This is a genomic window from Enterobacter cloacae complex sp. IR5459 (assembly GCF_049238005.1).
In the GTDB taxonomy this organism is placed as follows: domain Bacteria; phylum Pseudomonadota; class Gammaproteobacteria; order Enterobacterales; family Enterobacteriaceae; genus Enterobacter; species Enterobacter hormaechei_C.
In genome coordinates, this window is the sequence record NZ_JBMKIG010000001.1 from 227,611 (window position 1) to 245,099 (window position 17,489).

15 protein-coding genes and 1 riboswitch are annotated in these 17,489 nt (G+C 55.2%); of the genes, 6 read left to right on the forward strand and 9 right to left on the reverse strand.

Translation table 11 applies throughout. The features are described from left to right. Nucleotides 1-14 precede the first annotated feature (14 nt). Together glnE and hldE are read left to right on the forward strand one after the other, a co-directional pair. A complete protein-coding gene (glnE, locus tag ACOTX4_RS01110) occupies nt 15-2,870 on the forward strand; it encodes a bifunctional [glutamate--ammonia ligase]-adenylyl-L-tyrosine phosphorylase/[glutamate--ammonia-ligase] adenylyltransferase (protein WP_045332898.1) in 2,856 nt (951 codons plus the stop codon). A 40-nt stretch (nt 2,871-2,910) separates the two neighbouring features. Continuing rightward, the gene (gene hldE / locus ACOTX4_RS01115) at nt 2,911-4,341 is read left to right on the forward strand and encodes a bifunctional D-glycero-beta-D-manno-heptose-7-phosphate kinase/D-glycero-beta-D-manno-heptose 1-phosphate adenylyltransferase HldE (RefSeq protein WP_003862540.1); all 1,431 of its coding nucleotides are present in this window, start codon (nt 2,911-2,913) and stop codon (nt 4,339-4,341) included. Between the two features lie 77 nt (nt 4,342-4,418). On the opposite strand, the gene ubiK is transcribed toward hldE, so the two are convergent. After that, entirely contained in the window at nt 4,419-4,715 is a 297-nt protein-coding gene (ubiK, locus tag ACOTX4_RS01120) for a ubiquinone biosynthesis accessory factor UbiK (RefSeq protein WP_003862539.1), read from the reverse strand. 120 nt (nt 4,716-4,835) lie between these two features. Next, nucleotides 4,836-4,986, forward strand: a riboswitch (FMN riboswitch). A 105-nt stretch (nt 4,987-5,091) separates the two neighbouring features. Between ubiK and ribB the strand changes: the two genes are divergently transcribed. Beyond that, nucleotides 5,092-5,745 carry a 3,4-dihydroxy-2-butanone-4-phosphate synthase gene (gene ribB, locus ACOTX4_RS01125; RefSeq protein WP_003862538.1) on the forward strand — a complete coding sequence of 218 codons (654 nt, stop codon included), beginning with the start codon at nt 5,092-5,094 and terminating at the stop codon, nt 5,743-5,745. Between the two features lie 44 nt (nt 5,746-5,789). Here ribB and ACOTX4_RS01130 read toward each other — a convergent pair whose 3' ends face one another. The 5 genes from ACOTX4_RS01130 to zupT form a co-directional block, all read right to left on the reverse strand. Then, nucleotides 5,790-6,851, reverse strand: a complete 1,062-nt coding sequence (locus tag ACOTX4_RS01130) for a fimbrial protein (RefSeq protein ID WP_032660365.1) — start codon at nt 6,849-6,851, stop codon at nt 5,790-5,792. Continuing rightward, the gene (locus tag ACOTX4_RS01135) at nt 6,835-7,596 is read right to left on the reverse strand and encodes a fimbrial biogenesis chaperone (RefSeq protein WP_023323755.1); all 762 of its coding nucleotides are present in this window, start codon (nt 7,594-7,596) and stop codon (nt 6,835-6,837) included. Before ACOTX4_RS01135 ends, ACOTX4_RS01130 begins: the two co-directional genes overlap by 17 nt. Nucleotides 7,597-7,605: 9 nt before the next feature. Further along, nucleotides 7,606-10,050, reverse strand: a complete 2,445-nt coding sequence (locus tag ACOTX4_RS01140; RefSeq protein ID WP_063937870.1) for a fimbria/pilus outer membrane usher protein — start codon at nt 10,048-10,050, stop codon at nt 7,606-7,608. A gap of 76 nt (nt 10,051-10,126) precedes the next feature. Beyond that, nucleotides 10,127-10,687, reverse strand: coding sequence for a fimbrial protein (locus ACOTX4_RS01145; protein WP_003862529.1), 561 nt, complete (start codon nt 10,685-10,687; stop codon nt 10,127-10,129). Nucleotides 10,688-10,954: 267 nt separating this feature from the next. Then, nucleotides 10,955-11,728, reverse strand: coding sequence for a zinc transporter ZupT (gene zupT / locus ACOTX4_RS01150; protein WP_003862527.1), 774 nt, complete (start codon nt 11,726-11,728; stop codon nt 10,955-10,957). 130 nt (nt 11,729-11,858) lie between these two features. On the opposite strand from zupT, the gene ygiD reads away from it, so the two are divergent. Continuing rightward, nucleotides 11,859-12,647, forward strand: a complete 789-nt coding sequence (ygiD, locus tag ACOTX4_RS01155) for a 4,5-DOPA dioxygenase extradiol (RefSeq protein ID WP_045332895.1) — start codon at nt 11,859-11,861, stop codon at nt 12,645-12,647. An 82-nt stretch (nt 12,648-12,729) separates the two neighbouring features. Here the strand turns inward: ygiD and ACOTX4_RS01160 are convergent, their stop codons facing one another. From ACOTX4_RS01160 to tolC, 3 genes are all read right to left on the reverse strand, one after another. Beyond that, nucleotides 12,730-13,890 carry a glutathionylspermidine synthase family protein gene (locus tag ACOTX4_RS01160; RefSeq protein ID WP_023314866.1) on the reverse strand — a complete coding sequence of 387 codons (1,161 nt, stop codon included), beginning with the start codon at nt 13,888-13,890 and terminating at the stop codon, nt 12,730-12,732. A gap of 2 nt (nt 13,891-13,892) precedes the next feature. Beyond that, nucleotides 13,893-14,558 carry a DUF1190 family protein gene (locus ACOTX4_RS01165; RefSeq protein WP_045332893.1) on the reverse strand — a complete coding sequence of 222 codons (666 nt, stop codon included), beginning with the start codon at nt 14,556-14,558 and terminating at the stop codon, nt 13,893-13,895. 190 nt (nt 14,559-14,748) lie between these two features. After that, nucleotides 14,749-16,227 carry an outer membrane channel protein TolC gene (tolC, locus tag ACOTX4_RS01170; protein ID WP_045332892.1) on the reverse strand — a complete coding sequence of 493 codons (1,479 nt, stop codon included), beginning with the start codon at nt 16,225-16,227 and terminating at the stop codon, nt 14,749-14,751. A 203-nt stretch (nt 16,228-16,430) separates the two neighbouring features. Between tolC and nudF the strand changes: the two genes are divergently transcribed. Continuing rightward, nucleotides 16,431-17,063, forward strand: coding sequence for an ADP-ribose diphosphatase (gene nudF, locus ACOTX4_RS01175; protein ID WP_003862517.1), 633 nt, complete (start codon nt 16,431-16,433; stop codon nt 17,061-17,063). Next, nucleotides 17,060-17,482 carry a DUF1249 family protein gene (locus ACOTX4_RS01180; RefSeq protein ID WP_003862516.1) on the forward strand — a complete coding sequence of 141 codons (423 nt, stop codon included), beginning with the start codon at nt 17,060-17,062 and terminating at the stop codon, nt 17,480-17,482. Before nudF ends, ACOTX4_RS01180 begins: the two co-directional genes overlap by 4 nt. The last annotated feature ends 7 nt before the right edge of the window (nt 17,483-17,489 follow it).

Genomic DNA, 17,489 nt, shown 5'->3' on the forward strand with positions numbered 1-17,489 from the left:
AAGGAACCCCTGATATGCCGCTTTCTTCGCAGTTACAGCAGCACTGGCAGACCGTTTGCGAACGCCTGCCTGAGTCGTTACCCGCGTCATCGTTAAGCGAGCAGGCGAAAAGCGTGCTCACGTTCAGTGATTTTGTGCAGGAGAGCGTCAGCGCTAACCCGGACTGGCTGGCAGAGCTGGAAAGCGCGCCGCCGCAGGCTGACGAGTGGCGGCATTATGCTGGCTGGCTGCAAACCGCGCTGGCAGAGGTGGCAGACGAAGCCACGCTGATGCGCGTTCTGCGTCAGTTCCGCCGCCGGGTGATGGTACGCATTGCCTGGGCGCAGGCGCTGGAGCTGGTGAGTGAAGAGAGCACCTTGCAGCAGTTGAGCGAGCTGGCGCAGACGCTGATTGTCGCCGCGCGGGACTGGCTCTACGCCGCCTGCTGTAAAGAGTGGGGCACGCCGTGCAGCGAGGAAGGGGTTCCTCAGCCACTGTTGATCCTGGGGATGGGCAAGCTGGGCGGCTGCGAGCTGAACTTCTCCTCAGACATCGATCTGATTTTTGCCTGGCCCGAGAACGGCTCCACGCGCGGCGGCCGTCGCGAGCTGGACAATGCCCAGTTCTTTACTCGTCTGGGGCAGCGGCTGATTAAGGCGCTGGATCAGCCCACGCAGGATGGTTTTGTTTACCGCGTGGACATGCGCCTGCGTCCGTTTGGCGACAGCGGGCCACTGGTGCTGAGCTTTGCCGCGCTGGAAGATTACTACCAGGAGCAGGGTCGCGACTGGGAGCGTTACGCGATGGTCAAAGCGCGGATCATGGGCGACAGCGACGATGCCTACGCCAACGAGCTGCGCGCCATGCTGCGCCCGTTCGTGTTCCGCCGCTACATCGACTTCAGCGTTATCCAGTCCCTGCGAAATATGAAAGGGATGATTGCCCGCGAGGTGCGTCGCCGTGGCCTGAAAGACAACATCAAGCTCGGTGCTGGCGGTATTCGTGAGATCGAATTTATCGTCCAGGTCTTCCAGCTGATACGCGGCGGGCGTGAACCTTCTCTGCAATCCCGCTCGCTGCTGCCGACGCTAAGCGCTATCGATCAGCTGCATCTGCTGCCGGAAGGCGACGCGCAAACGCTGCGTGACTCTTATCTCTTCCTGCGTCGTCTGGAAAATTTGCTGCAAAGTATCAACGACGAACAGACCCAGACGTTGCCGGGCGATGAGCTGAACCGGGCGCGTCTGGCCTGGGGGATGCGGGTGGATGACTGGGCGGCGCTGACGCAACGGCTGGAAGCGCATATGGCGGGCGTGCGCCGCATCTTTAACGATCTGATCGGCGACGACGAAACTGAATCGCAGGACGATGCGCTCTCCGAGCACTGGCGCGAACTGTGGCAGGACGCGCTCCAGGAAGATGACACCACGCCGGTGCTGGCGCACTTAAGCGACGATGCCCGCCATCGCGTGGTGGCGCTGATTGCCGATTTCCGCCTCGAACTGAACAAACGCGCTATCGGCCCACGCGGTCGTCAGGTGCTGGATCATCTAATGCCGCATCTGCTGAGCGATGTCTGCTCCCGCGACGATGCGCCGGTGCCGCTGTCGCGCATGATGCCGCTGCTGAGCGGGATCGTCACGCGTACCACTTACCTTGAGCTGTTAAGCGAGTTTCCCGGCGCGCTGAAGCACCTGATTTCCCTCTGCGCCGCCTCGCCGATGGTGGCGAACAAGCTGGCGCGTTATCCGCTGCTGCTGGACGAACTGCTCGACCCGAATACCCTCTATCAGCCGACGGCGACGGATGCCTACCGCGACGAGCTGCGTCAGTATCTGCTGCGCGTACCTGAAGAGGACGAAGAGCAACAGCTTGAGGCGCTGCGTCAGTTTAAGCAGGCACAGATGCTGCGCGTGGCGGCGGCAGATATCGCCGGTACCCTGCCGGTAATGAAAGTGAGCGATCACTTAACCTGGCTGGCGGAAGCGATCATCGACGCGGTTGTCCATCAGGCGTGGGTGCAGATGGTAGCCCGCTACGGCCAGCCGAAGCACCTTGCTGACCGTGAAGGCCGCGGTTTTGCGGTGGTGGGGTACGGCAAGCTGGGCGGCTGGGAACTGGGCTACAGCTCCGATCTGGATCTGATTTTCCTCCACGACTGTCCGGCAGACGTCATGACCGACGGCGAACGTGAGATTGACGGACGGCAGTTCTACCTGCGCCTGGCCCAGCGCATCATGCACCTGTTCAGCACTCGCACCTCATCCGGCATTCTGTATGAAGTGGATGCGCGTCTGCGCCCGTCCGGCGCGGCAGGCATGCTGGTCACCTCGACGGAGGCTTTCGCCGACTATCAGAAGAACGAAGCCTGGACGTGGGAGCATCAGGCGCTGGTGCGCGCCCGCGTGGTGTATGGCGATCCGCAGCTCAAAACGCAGTTCGATGCGATCCGCAAGGCGGTCATGACGACCCCGCGCGAGGGCAGTACGCTGCAAACCGAAGTGCGGGAAATGCGGGAGAAGATGCGCGCGCACCTTGGCAACAAACATCGCGATCGCTTTGATATCAAAGCCGATGAAGGCGGGATTACCGATATTGAGTTTATCACTCAGTACCTGGTGCTGCTGCACGCGCACGATAAACCGAAGCTGACCCGCTGGTCGGATAACGTGCGCATACTGGAACTGCTGGCGCAGAACGACATTATGGATGAGCAGGAGGCGCAGTCCTTAACCCACGCCTACACCACACTGCGTGATGAGTTGCACCATCTGGCATTACAGGAACAGCCGGGCCATGTGGCGCTGGACTGTTTCGCCGACGAACGCGCGCAGGTGACTACAAGCTGGCAGAAGTGGCTAGTGGAACCGTGCGTAACAAAACAAGTGTGATATTATCGCGCGCAAATTGTGAATCTTTCTGGAGTCAGGAATGAAAGTAACACTGCCAGAGTTTGAACGTGCTGGAGTTATGGTTGTCGGTGATGTGATGCTGGATCGCTACTGGTATGGGCCGACCAGCCGCATCTCTCCGGAAGCACCGGTACCGGTGGTAAAGGTCGACACCATTGAAGAGCGTCCCGGTGGCGCGGCAAACGTGGCGATGAACATAGCCTCTCTGGGCGCACATTCGCGTCTGGTTGGCCTGACCGGCATTGACGATGCGGCGCGTGCGCTGAGCAAGTCGCTGGCGGACGTGAATGTGAAGTGTGACTTCGTTTCTGTTCCGACCCACCCAACCATCACCAAGCTTCGCGTGCTGTCGCGTAACCAGCAGCTAATCCGCCTCGACTTTGAAGAAGGGTTCGAAGGCGTTGATCCCGAGCCGCTGCACGAGCGCATTAACCAGGCGTTGGGCAATATTGGCGCGCTGGTGCTGTCCGACTACGCGAAAGGCGCGCTGGCGAGCGTGCAGACCATGATCCAGCTGGCGCGTAAGGCCAGCGTACCGGTGCTGATCGACCCGAAAGGCACCGATTTTGAGCGCTATCGCGGCGCAACCCTGCTGACGCCAAACCTCTCTGAATTCGAAGCGGTGGCGGGCAAGTGCAAAACTGAAGAAGAGCTGGTTGAGCGCGGCATGAAAATCATCGCTGATTTCGAGCTGTCTGCGCTGCTGGTGACCCGTTCCGAGCAGGGCATGACGCTGCTGCAACCGGGCAAGGCGCCGCTGCATATGCCAACCCAGGCGCAGGAAGTGTACGACGTGACCGGTGCCGGTGATACGGTGATTGGCGTGCTGGCGGCGACGCTGGCGGCGGGTAACTCCCTGGAAGAAGCATGCTACTTCGCGAACGCCGCGGCGGGCGTGGTCGTCGGTAAACTCGGGACCTCCACCGTTTCGCCAATTGAGCTGGAAAACGCGGTGCGTGGGCGTGCGGATACCGGCTTTGGCGTCATGACCGAAGACGAGCTGAAAGTGGCCGTTGCCGCCGCGCGCAAACGCGGTGAAAAAGTGGTGATGACGAACGGCGTGTTCGACATCCTGCATGCGGGCCACGTGTCGTATCTGGCGAATGCGCGCAAGCTGGGCGACCGCCTGATTGTGGCGGTCAACAGCGATGCCTCAACCAAACGTCTTAAGGGTGAAACGCGTCCGGTTAACCCGCTGGAGCAGCGCATGATAGTGCTCGGCGCGCTGGAAGCGGTGGACTGGGTGGTCTCATTTGAAGAAGACACCCCGCAGCGCCTGATTGCCGGAATTTTGCCTGACCTGCTGGTGAAGGGCGGTGATTACAAACCAGAGCAAATCGCAGGTAGCGAAGAGGTCTGGGCGAATGGTGGTGAAGTAATGGTGCTCAACTTTGAGGACGGGTGTTCAACCACCAACATCATTAAGAAGATCCAGAAAGACAGTCAGTAAAAAACGGGCCTGTTGGCCCGTTCGTTTTTCACCCTCTCCCTGTGGGAGAGGGCTGGGGTGAGGGCATCAGGCCGCACTTATGCCTGGTCATCCACCGGTGGAATAGCTGGCGCTGGCTTCACTTCTTCCGGCGCATTGCGGTTTTCCAGCTCGGTCAAACGTTGTTCCAGCAGCGCCAGCTTCTCGCGGGTGCGCAGCAGCACCTGCGTCTGCACGTCAAACTCTTCGCGGCTGACTAAATCAAGGCGAACCAACTGTGCCTGCAACGTCTGGCGGATTTTCTTCTCAACGTCATCACCAAACTCACGAATACCTTTCGGCATGGACTCATGAACCTGACGCGCGATCTGCTCAATTTTCTTTGGGTCAATCATTGTCGTTTCCCTTGATGAAAAGGTGTTAGTGCCTATTGTAGCGTGTCATGCCGCGGGTTAAACAAAATTGTTTGAAGCTTATGCATTGCCCAGGGTAATCAATAGCGTTATAGTTATCTCGCTTATTCTCAGGGCGGGGCGAAATTCCCCACCGGCGGTAAATCAGCTTAACGCTGAAAGCCCGCGAGCGCTTTGGGTGAATTCTCAAAGGTCAGCAGATCCGGTGTAATTCCGGGGCCGACGGTTAGAGTCCGGATGGGAGAGAGTAACGATCCAGTCGGGCAAAGCCCGCTCACGTTATTTTTTTGCCGCTTGTACGGCGCTCCTAAGACTGCCCTGATTCTGGTAACCATAAAGTTAATGAGGTTTTTTTACCATGAATCAGACGCTACTTTCCTCTTTTGGCACTTCAACTCAACGTGTTGAACATGCACTGGATGCCCTGCGCGAAGGCCGCGGTGTGATGGTGCTTGACGATGAAAACCGTGAAAACGAAGGCGACATGATTTTTGCCGCCGAGAACATGACCGTTGAGCAGATGGCGCTGACCATCCGTCACGGTAGCGGCATCGTATGCCTGTGCATCACCGAAGACCGTCGCCAGCAGCTTGATCTGCCGATGATGGTTGAAAACAACACCAGCGCCTTTGGTACTGGCTTCACTGTGACCATTGAAGCGGCGCATGGCGTAACCACCGGTGTGTCGGCGGCTGACCGTCTGACCACCGTGCGTGCAGCGATTGCTGATGGTGCGAAACCTTCCGATCTGCACCGCCCTGGTCACGTCTTCCCGCTGCGCGCGCAGCCGGGCGGCGTGCTGACCCGTGGTGGTCATACCGAAGCGACCATCGATCTGGTGACGCTGGCTGGCTTCAAACCCGCAGGCGTGCTGTGCGAACTGACCAACGATGATGGCACCATGGCGCGTGCGCCGGAGTGCATCACCTTTGCGCGTCTGCACAATATGCCAGTGGTGACGATTGAAGATCTGGTAGAGTACCGCCGCGCGCACGAGCGCAAAGCCAGCTGAACATGCTGATGTAAAAAAGCCGGGGAAACCCGGTTTTTTTGTTTCTAGTGGTAGTTAATTTTGAACAGTACCACGGTTTCGAACGGCCCGGACTGAATCGCTTTCCCTTCTTCCCGTGAAAGTTCAGCTGTGTAGTTTTGCTCAACATTCATCTTATCGCCCGTAAAATCGGCGTACTCTTTGTACTGGTTGAAGGTGTAAGGGGCCGTTCCGTTAAGAATACGCAGTTTTAACCCATTCCCTATCAGTACCGCAGTGTCGTCTGCGCTGAGCGTTTCGGTTGTGTAAAACGACGAGTCCATCTTAAATCCATCCGAGCACTGGGCATCCTGCACTTTGGTGGTTCGTATTGAAAACGTGCGCATACGCGTCTGCTGATTCACGATGTCGCGCGCGCTGAAGGTGCCAAAGTCGATCTCCTGATTCTCAGGGTAAATGGTAAACGTCGCCCCGCAATCAAGCACCGTAATGTTTTGCAGTCCGTTGATGTGATACTTAAGGTTCTTCGCATCGGCCATCTGATTAACGCCGCCCTTACCGTCAAACTGCACAACGATGTAATCGCTGAGCGAGCTGACATAGCCATGTGGCGGCATAGCCTTAATTCTCACGAAAAGTCGTAAACGGGCGACGAACGTGCGCGTAATGTGGATATCATCCGGATTGCCAGAGCAGATGCGATTCTCCCAACCCATCTGGCGGATTTGATCCGGGGTGTAAATGGTGATGTTATCGTTGTCAAGGCACTGGCGGGTATCCACGCCGTTGGGCTGGCCTGTGGCATCGTAATCTATGCCTTCATAGGTGACGCCCAGTTCATAATAGGGATCGGTTGCGGCAGGATAAGGGTTTACCCAGGCAAAAACATCTTCCGGCTTGAAACCGCTTGTGACGTTATTGTCACACGTCACCGGAATTTTAATGTCATCAGACTCCCATATTTTTTGGCCAACCTGAGCGTTGCTGGGTATGGCAAAAGGGGAGATCGTTTTTGTCTCCTCGACGGGGCCGCCAGATCCACCCAGATAGCAGTTGAGCGCCAGCGCTTCTTTCAAAGGCAGCGCTGTAAGCAGCAATGTAAGCAGGAAACTAGTGAGCTTTCGCATCTTTATCGATTTTCCGTTCGTTAAGCTTACATTGCGCCGTTCCGGTGCACTGTACGTCGACTTTTTTCAGTGCGCCGTAATCGTCGATGTAGCCGATGCTGTAATAACTACCGTGGTAATCGCCGGTAGAGGCAGTTGCCGTGGCGAAAGGCGCAATCATCAGACTGTCAAAACCCGGCAGCATGGTTTTGGCATTTTTGCTCAGCCACGCCAGCGTGATGTAGTACGGCGTAGGGTTGTGGACCGTGAGCCCTTTCGCGTTGGCGGTAATTTCCATACGCATTTCAGTCAGTTCGCCAGATTTTTTGCGAATCGCTTCCGGACGCCAGAAGAGCTTAATTCGGCTCTGCATGGCAACCTGCATCACGCTGCGCTCCTCGCTGGCGCTGGTGCTTTTAGGCGGTACTTCACGCAGGTTGAAATAAAACAGCGATTCCCTGTCTTTTGGCAACTGGCGGGTAGCGGCTTGTTTAACAATTCTTACCTGCGACGAGGCGCCCGCTTCGATACGTTGAATGGGGGGAAGCGCCATAAAGTGCACATCTTCTTTTTGCCCCTTTTCATCTTCAATCCAGGAGAGCGCCAGATAAGGCAGCGCCTTGCTCTGGTTGTCCACTTTCAGGCTGCTGGCCTTGTCGCTTTCTGGAAAAACAATGCGCGTGCGGTCCAGGTTAATGGCCGCGTGGGCGGTAAATGTTGTGCTGATCAGCATCAGGCACAGGCTTTTAATCGGCGTTAATTTCATGATGATTTCTTACTGGCACGGCAGTATCAACTGCATACTGTTTTCTAAGTGAGAAGGTAACGAGAAGCGACACTGTTGGTTGTCGCCCCATGTCACGCGAAACTGCTGTTCTGGCTCAACGGCGCCGAGCCAGACGCGGCCTTCATCGGCCACCATCCCAACCTGTAAATTGCTTTCATCCAGGCGAACAATCGCCCCGAGTGGTGGTGTTCCTGACGACATCCGCAAAACGCCTGTTACGTCCTGACCTGCGCGCGTGGCAATCTGACGATAACCAATGGCCCCCTCAGTCCAGGTTGAGGTCACGACGCGGTTGTCCACGTCCACGCCATCCGGAAGGTTGTTCATATTGACCTGCACGCTGGAGGGGGAATAGCTGGAGAATGACGGTAAAACGCCGATGCCAAAACGGTTAGTTTCATCGCGCGACATGTTCAGCGGGATATGGCCTACCCCGTCGGTGCTGACCATTACGCGGGGTTCATTACCGTAACTGCGCCGGTGCAGCGCGGCGCCTTTCGCCGTTGAGGTGAAGGAACCGCTCCAGCTCGCGCTGAGGGAGTTATATTCGTTAGCTTTATAGCTGCCGGAGAGATTGAGATCGCCGTACGCAGAATAATGCTGATAATTCCCGCTGACCTGCGCGCCGGAATCTGGCTTCCCGCTCTCCGTACCTGCGGAAACGCCCCAGGTATTATTGCGATCCGACGTGTCATACCACGACACGTTATGGCTCAGCGTGTCGCTGTTACGCAGGTCATAGTTAAGTCGATGATCGGGATCGAGCGGTACGCTGAGCGAGAGATAAAACTGAGTATCGTCATTTTCGTCTTCCTCCTCGTAATGCGTTTTACTCCAGGACAGGGTTACGCCAAGGTTCTTCCAGCGACCTATATCAAAGTTGTAGCCCGCCGTGATGCTGCCGGTCGTGGAGGGTGAATCATTCCACCATGTCTGACGCAGCATATTGACGTACAGGTTCAGGGATAACGCTGAAATGTACTGGCTTGCCGTCACGCTCAGGGTTTGTTTTTCCGACTGGCGGTCACCGTTGTCATAATCCAGGTAGCGGGCGTAGCTCAAAAACTGTGGGTCTGAGTAGCGGTAGCTGGCGAGCGTAAGCTGACTGCCGGTGGTATCGAAACGCTTGCTGTAGTTAATGCGATAGCTGTAACCCGTCTGGCTGCGCTGGTGTGGCAGCTGGCTGGTAGCCTGCGTGACGTCAAAAGAGAGCGCCCCCAGCCAGGCCATATTCTGGCCGATCCCGGCAGCGACGGAACGATAACGGTCGCCATCGGCCAGCGTGCCGCCATACAGAGAGGTGTGCGACAGCATGCCCCAGGAAAATTCGCCGCTCATGAAGGCATTATCTTCAACATCATGGGAGGCGCCCTGGCGCGCTTTACCCGCCGCGAGCTTATAGCGCACCTGGCCCTTGCGCGTTAAAAACGGCACGGATTCAGCCGAGACCTGGAAGGTGTTGACGCGTCCGTCTTCTTCCGTGACTTTGACGTCCAGCGTGCCCTGAACCGACTGGTTAAGATCCTGAATAACAAAGGGTCCTGGTGGCACTTTACTCTGGTAAATCACGCGATCGGCAAGGCTTACGGCCACGGTGGCGTTGGTTTGTGCTATTCCGGTAATCTGTGGGGCATAGCCGCGCAGCGACCATGGCAGCATACGTTCATCGCTGATTAGCGATGCGCCGGTGTAGGTGAAGGCGTCAAAAATGGAGGACTGGAAATCCGTTTCACCCAGCGTCAGTTTCGCACCGATCGAGGGCAGAGGGCGGAACATATACACGCGTGAAAAACGGCCATTCTGCTCTGAGCCTGCTTCAGTATCGCTTCGCGTGTACTGGTAATCGCTTCGCAGGCGCCACGCGCCCATGTTCGCACCGGCGGTACCATAGGTATTGGCGTTGTCATTGCTGCCGCTGCTATTGGGCTGATAATGGCTGGCAAAAAGATTGTAATCCAGCAGTACGCCTGGCACGCCGTTGTCCCAGGTGGATGGCGGCATCCAGTCAACCGCACGGTATTGCAGCCACGCCTGGGGGATCGTTACTTTCAGGGTCTGGCTGCCTTGCTCAAAAATAAATTTGATGTCTGGTCTGGTGGCGAAATCAACGCATCCCTCTTTTTCCGGCAAAGCGTGACGAACGTCATCCTGCAATGCGAATGTATCGGCCAGCTCGGGGGGAATACAGACCTGAACTGCGTTATTTATTTCTCGCCAGCGAAGCTGCCAGCCATTTGCCAGCGGAATATCATTAACTGAAACCGTAACGAAATAGCTTCCCGGCGTAACCGATATTTGAGCTTTAAAACGTGATAAATCGACGCTGCCGCGCTGATCTTTATCGATGGCGTTTATATTAAATTCAGTGGCAGAGGCAACTATCGTCATTAACAGGGACGCAATGATGATTATCCATTGTACTTTGTATGTCATCATCCTGTTACTCGAATAAATAAAGAGTGCCGACCGGCATGGATTGCCAGTCGGCTGATACCGTGACGTAACGGAATTATTTGTACATCAGGACGTAGTTAGCCGTGGCTTCAACCTGGCCTGCCGTCGCAGTTTTACCTGTTGGGACTTCCATAACCGCTTTGAAATGCAGCGTCTGGGTGGTTGAACCCGCCAGCAGATCAAGCACGTTTGGCTGACCAAGTGTGATGTTGCCTTCCGCGTTATCCAGCAGACGGACGCCCACGTTCTGCGCACCGTTTGCAAAGGTGTTGCTCATCAGGCTGGTATCCGTCGCATCTGTCGCTGCGCTGGTAAAGGTCACTTCCACTTTAGTAATTGGCGTGTCGGTTTCGTCTGCCGGATCGTCAAGCTGGCAGTTTTCCAGATTGATATCGACCGGAACCGGCGTGGATTTTTTGTTGGCGTTGATAACGGCCGTAGTCACTTCACCCAGGTCGACTTCTTTATCAACGCTGTCTGGAGCGATGCTGCATGGTGCGTCAATAACCACGCCTTTGAATTTGATTTTGCCTGAGCCTTGATCATCAGCAAACGCAGAACCCGATACAATGGCAGCCATAGCTGCCGCTAACAGCAATTTTTTACCCATATACATGAAAATATCCTTTTTCAGATTGATTCGTAATGTGAATATTAATTTCAGAATACTCGCAAAGTATACGGATTGGGGCGGGGAGACGCGATTAACGTGACTTAAATATATTTTTAGATGGTTTTAATTAATATTTTCAGGCTATCTGAAGAGGCTTCTTTTTTCGGGGTTTTAATAGATTTATATTTTGTGGGTTATTATATGTAAAATATATAGGATTGTTTTTTTGAATAATATAAAGCCTCCGTATAAAAACGGAGGCATTAATTCTTAGCCAATACCTGCCGTTTGCAGCAGAACCAGGCTCATCCCCATCACTGACATTCCACACAGCACGCCGTAGCTTGGGTTATTGTTGGGATCGATCTCTTTTGCCAGCGGCATCAGCTCATCGACAGAGAGCGCGACCATAATCCCGGCCACGGCAGCCATAATTGCAGCCATTACAACCGGGGATACGAGGCTACCGAGGATCAGCCACGCCAGCACGCCGCCGAGAATTTCAGCCATGCCGGAGATACCTGCCCAAAAGACAGCTGTACGTTTTGAACCCGTGGCGGCATAAACGGGCCCGGCAACGGCAAGTCCTTCAGGAATATTGTGCAAAGCCACGGCCAGCGCCACACCAAAACCTATTTCCAGGTTGCTGCTGGCCGTGACATAGGTGGCGATACCTTCCGGAAAGTTATGCAGGCTGATACCCAGCGTCAGCAGAATGGCCGTGCGTTTGATATTTCCCGGAACGGGGGTAACGCTTTTTTGCATTAAATCCTGCGGGTGCGCGTGAGGAAGAATACGGTCGAGTGCAAAATAACCCAGCAGGCCAATGATAAACATGCCATAGCCCAGAACAGGCGACATCCCTTCGGTGTGAAGCGCGGCGGGCAGCATCTCCATCAGCGAGATAAGCAGCATGATCCCGGCGGCGAAACCCAGCGAGAAGGCCAGCAGGCGATTAGAGGGTTTTTGCCCGAGTACCCCGAGGAACGCACCGATAAAGGTTGCGGCGCCCGCAAGTATGGTCAAAATCAACGGTACTGACATGCATTCTCCTTAAGCGATATCTGGCATTCAAATTTCCTGATGATGATCTTCACGGTTATCTGCGTTCATCTTCACCTGAATGCGCGTAATGTAGGCCTATCACATTGACACCTCCTCTAAGGATATCACCATGTCTTCTTCTCGTATGCCAGCACTGTTTTTAGGCCATGGCAGCCCAATGAACGTCCTGGAAGATAACGTCTATACCCGCGCCTGGCGTCAGTTGGGTGAGACGTTACCGCGTCCGAAGGCAATTGTGGTGGTCTCTGCGCACTGGTTTACCCGGGGTACCGGCGTGACGGCCATGGAAACGCCAAAAACGATTCATGATTTTGGCGGCTTTCCGCAGGCGCTGTATGACACGCATTATCCTGCGCCGGGCTCCCCTGAGCTGGCGCAGCGGCTGGTTGATCTGCTTGCCCCTGTTCCGGTTGCGCTGGACAAAGAAGCCTGGGGCTTTGACCATGGCTCATGGGGGGTGTTGATCAAAATGTATCCGAATGCCGATATTCCGATGGTACAACTGAGTATCGACAGCACCAAACCAGCTGCCTGGCACATGGAGATGGGGCGTAAGCTGGCTTCGCTTCGTGATGAGGGCATCATGCTGATTGCCAGTGGCAACGTGGTACACAATCTGCGTACGGTACGCTGGCACGGTGAAAATACGCCGTACCCCTGGGCAACAGCCTTTAATGACTATGTAAAAGGCAACCTGGCCTGGCAAGGGCCGGTCGAACGGCACCCTTTGGTGAACTATCTGGAGCACGATGGCGGTTCGCTCTCTAACCCGACGCCGGAACACTTCTTGCCATTGCTGTATGTATTAGGCGCATGGGACGGTCAGGAGGTTATTACAACCCCGGTCGACGGCATTGAGATGGGGAGTTTGAGTATGCTGTCGGTGCAGGTGGGGTAAACACATGCCCGGTGACGCTGCGCTTACCGGGCCTACGCTCGACATGTAGGCCGGGTAAGGTGAAGCCGCCACCCGGCAAGTCTTACTCGACGAAAATATGCGGGTAGAAACGCGACAGATCCTGCGTAATCAGCGCGCGATCTTCGCGAATGCCAATCCCGGCAGGCTGATCGTTAATAAGCCAGCTGCCGATCAGCGTATAGCTGTCGCCAAACTTCGGCAGTTGATAAAACGCCTGGACGATCATCCCTTCTTCACCGTACGGCCCTTCAACTGCTTCCAGCGTTTTACCGTTTTCGATAATCGAGACGTTTGCCCCTTCACGAGAGAAGATTGGCTTAACGACGTATTTCTCCATCGGTGGGAAATCATCTTCGGCAAAATAAGCAGGCAGCAGGTTCGGGTGATTCGGGAACATCTCCCACAGCATCGGCAGCAGGGCTTTATTGGAGATAATGCTCTTCCAGGCTGGTTCCAGCCAGCGCACGCCAGCGTCTTCCAGTTTGGTAGAGAACATTTCCCGCAGCATGTATTCCCACGGATAGAGCTTGAACAGGTTGCTGATCACCTGATCCTGCATGTCCGTAAACTGACCTTTTTCACCTAAACCGATATCTTCGATATAGAGAAATTCCGTCGCCACTTCCGCTTCGGCTGCGCAGTCCTGCAAATACTGAACCGTACCGCGGTCTTCTTCGGTATCGCGGCAGCAGGCGAGGTGCAACAGGTTGAAACCGTGCTGTTCACGCAGTTCGACGAAACGTTCAATCAGCTTTTCCTGAAGGCTGTTGAACTGATCGCTGCCTTCCGGCAAGTTTCCGGCATTCGCCTGATCTTCCAGCCAGATCCACTGGAAGAACGCGGCTTCGTACAGGGAGGTTGGCGTATCTGCGTTGTTTTCTAAAAGCTTCGGTTCACCCACGCCATCCCATGCCAGATCGAGGCGAGAGTAGAGCGAAGGCTGGTTCGTTTTCCAGGACTGACGAACAAAGCTCCAGGTGTGCTTCGGAATGCGGAATTTGGTCATCAGCTCATCGCTGTCGATGACTTTCTCAACCACCTTCAGGCACATCTGGTGCAGCTCTGCGGTCACTTCTTCAAGCTTTTCGACCTGAGCAAGCGTGAGCTTATAGTAAGCATCTTCACACCAGTACGGCTCGCCGTACATGGTGTGAAAGTTGAAACCGTATTCGGTGGCTTTTTCGCGCCAGTCCGGGCGCTCGGCAATACTGACTCGTTCCATGATCAGCCGCCCATTGAGCGAGTTGAGGAGCCGGTCGCACTACGCTGCATGGTGGTTTGTTTGGCAACAGACTCACCGAAGCCGCCACGGGTAATGGTGCTGGTGGTGGCTGGTTTCGGCGCCATTGCGGTTTTCGGTACGGTCATCGTACGGCCAGGCGTTGCAGCACCGTAACCCTTGCCGGTGGCATCGGTGTATTTCCCGTAGGCCGGGCTGTTCGGATTTTTGGAGCTAAACAGCGGCTGCTGCTGGTAGCCCGCACCGCCGCTCATCAAACGGCCCATCATATAACCCGCCATCAGCGGCATCCAGAAGCTGCCGCTGGACTGTGCCTGCGCCTGGTTTTCCGGTGCCATACCCGCCTGAGCAGGTGCCTGCTGGCACTGGCCTTCACCGAATTCGGCTACACAGTCTTCGCGTGAGGCATATTTCGGCGCGGTACGTTCCGCTTCTTTCAGGGCGTTGTTATACGCCGTCGTACACTCAGCGGCTTTACCGGTTGCGCTCGTGCAGTCGTCGGCGTTTTGATACAGCGAAACCGTTTCGTCGTTTTGCTCACAGCCTGCCAGCATAAAGACGGCGGTGACCGCCAGCGCGACAGGTGTCAGGTGGCGTGCGTTCCAGCTTTTGCGGAACGACGCGTGATTCATCGTTTTTGTCCGTTTCATATTTGTCTTCCAGGACCCAGTGGTAATAACGCTCAGGATAGAGGATGAGTGGTTGAAAATGAAGCGACGAGGGGCGAAATCCGGGGGATCTTTACGTTGGCTTACGTTCGGGGGGGATTATGGTGCTCCCTCTCCCTGTGGGAGAGGGCTGAGGTGAGGGCATCAGGCCGCAGTGGGCCTGATGACACGCTTAATTGCGGAACGGATTCGTGCCACTGCTGGCAGGTGAGGTGCTACGCGCTGCCGCTGGCTGTGCAACCGGGGCGCTGCTGTTAGCGGTGAAATTATCCACGGCGGCATCCTGCTGTGGATTTTCCGGCGCGACGCTGTCAGGCGACGTGGAAACCGGTTTGCCCAGCGTGCTGTTCAGCATTTGCAGATCCTGCTCGTTCAGCGTACCCAGCGCCTGCTTGATGTTCAGCTGGTTGATCAAGTACTGGTAACGCGCACTGGAGAGCTGCTGTTTCGCGTTGTACAGCGTGGTCGTTGCGTCTAACACATCAACGATAGTACGCGTACCGACGGAGTAACCCGCTTCCATCGCGTCCAGAGAGCTTTGCGCAGAGACAACGGCCTGTTTATAGGCGTTGATGCTGCTGATGGACGCGTTCACGTTGTTGAAGGAAGAACGCACGGTCTGGACCACGTTGCGGTGCGCGCTTTCAAGCTGCTCGCTCGCGCCTACGAAGTTGTACTGCGCCTGCTTAACCTGAGAGTTAACCATCCCGCCCTGGTACAGCGGCAGAGAGAAGCTGAGGCCCACTTTGTTCTGGCCCATATTGTTGTCGTCATACTGGGCAGTGTTGGTTTTAGAACCGCTGTAGCTGGTATCCGATACGCCGGTAGAGGCGCTCAGGCTCAGGGTTGGCAGGTGACCATCCTGTGCAAGACGGATCTGCTCGCGCGCCAGGTCCTGGCTCAGGCGTGCCTGCAGCAAGGTCAGGTTGCGGTTTTCCGCCTCTTTCAGCAGGGCGTTAACCGCCTGCGGCTTGTCTGTTTTGAAGCTGTCCACGTTCAGAGAGGCCAGCTCAGGATAGTAGTTACCGGTGACCTGACGCAGTGCTTCCAGTGCGTTGTCGAGGTTGTTACGTGCGGTCACTTCGTTAGCCAGTACGGTATCGTACTGTGAACGGGCGTTCTGCACGTCAGTGATCGCAACCAGACCCACATTAAAACGCTGGGTGGTCTGATCTAACTGACGATAAATCGCCTGTTTCTGCGCTTCGGTGTAGGAAAGGGCGTCAATCGCGCTCAGTACGTTGAAGTAGGCGGTCGCGGTATTCAGGATAAGCGTCTGCTGATCTGTCTGATAGGTGACATCCTGAATGCCGGCGCTCTTTTCCTGCAAGCTCAGCTCACGCCATTTGGACATGTCGAACAGGGTTTGCGTTAACTGTAAAGAGGCGCTGGTGGCATTTGAGTTGATGCCGTTATTATCGCGAAAACCGTTAGTGTAGGTATAATCTGCACCTAAGCCTAACTGCGGCAGCAGTGGACTACGTGCTTCGTTAATCTTTTCAAACGCAGCATCACGATCGGCCGCTGATTTACGTAAATCAGGGTTGCCCAGACGTGCCTGCTGGTAGACCTGTAACAGGTTCTCTGCCTGGCTCATTGCACTGAAGCCCGTCAGGCTCAGGCCGATAAGGATGGGGAGCAATTTCTTCATTTGCATTCCTTGTTGTGAAGCAGTATTAGCGCTGATCTAATTAAAAATAATTGCCGATTCTAACAGAATCATCCACACCAAAAGGTTGGCGTAACGTGCCATCTGGCGGTAATTTGCTCCAATCTACCATATAGCCATACAAACGGCAGCCAAACAGCCTTGAAATTCACAATTTCATCACCATTGCTACCAGGACTCGACCGATGCAAAAACCAGAAAACGTGCCTGTCACCTTCGCCAAAAACGATGTAGAAATTATTGCACGAGAAACGCTTTATAGCGGTTTTTTTTCAATGGAACTTTACCGTTTCAGGCATCGTCTGTTTAACGGTGAGATGAGCGGTGAAATCAAACGCGAAATTTTTGAGCGCGGGCATGCGGCTGTATTGCTACCCTATGACCCAGTGCGTGACGAAGTTGTGCTGGTCGAGCAGGTGCGTATTGCGGCTTATGATACCAGCGAAACGCCGTGGTTGCTGGAGATGGTGGCCGGGATGATCGAAGAAGGTGAGTCGGTCGAAGACGTCGCTCGCCGCGAGGCGCTGGAAGAGGCGGGCCTGGTGGTTGGCCGGACGAAGCCGGTGTTGAGCTACCTGGCAAGCCCGGGTGGGACAACGGAACGCTCATCTATTATGGTGGGCGAAGTGGACGCCACGACAGCGGAAGGGATCCATGGTCTGGCAGATGAAAACGAAGATATTCGGGTTCATGTGGTGAGTCGGGAGCTGGCTTACCAGTGGGTAGAAGAGGGGAAAATCGACAACGCAGCGTCTGTCATCGCTCTGCAATGGCTACAGCTGCATTATCAGACATTACGACACGAGTGGAAAAAATGAAGCGTTATACACCTGACTTCCCAGAAATGATGCGCCTGTGCGAAACCAATTTCGCCCAGCTGCGCCGCCTGCTGCCGCGAAACGACGCGCCCGGCGAAACGGTGAGCTATCAGGTGAGCAACGCGCAGTATCGGTTAACGATAACAGAATCAACGCGCTACACTACGCTGGTGGAGATTGAGCAAACGGCGCCGAGCATCAGCTACTGGAGCCTGCCGTCGATGACGGTACGTCTTTATCATGACGCGATGGTCGCTGAAGTGTGTTCAAGCCAGCAGATCTTTCGCTTTAAAGCGCGGTATGATTATCCGAATAAAAAGTTGCATCAACGCGACGAAAAGCATCAAATTAACCAGTTTTTAGCCGACTGGCTAAGATATTGTTTAGCACATGGAGCAATGGCGATTCCGGTTTGTTAGCGTCATA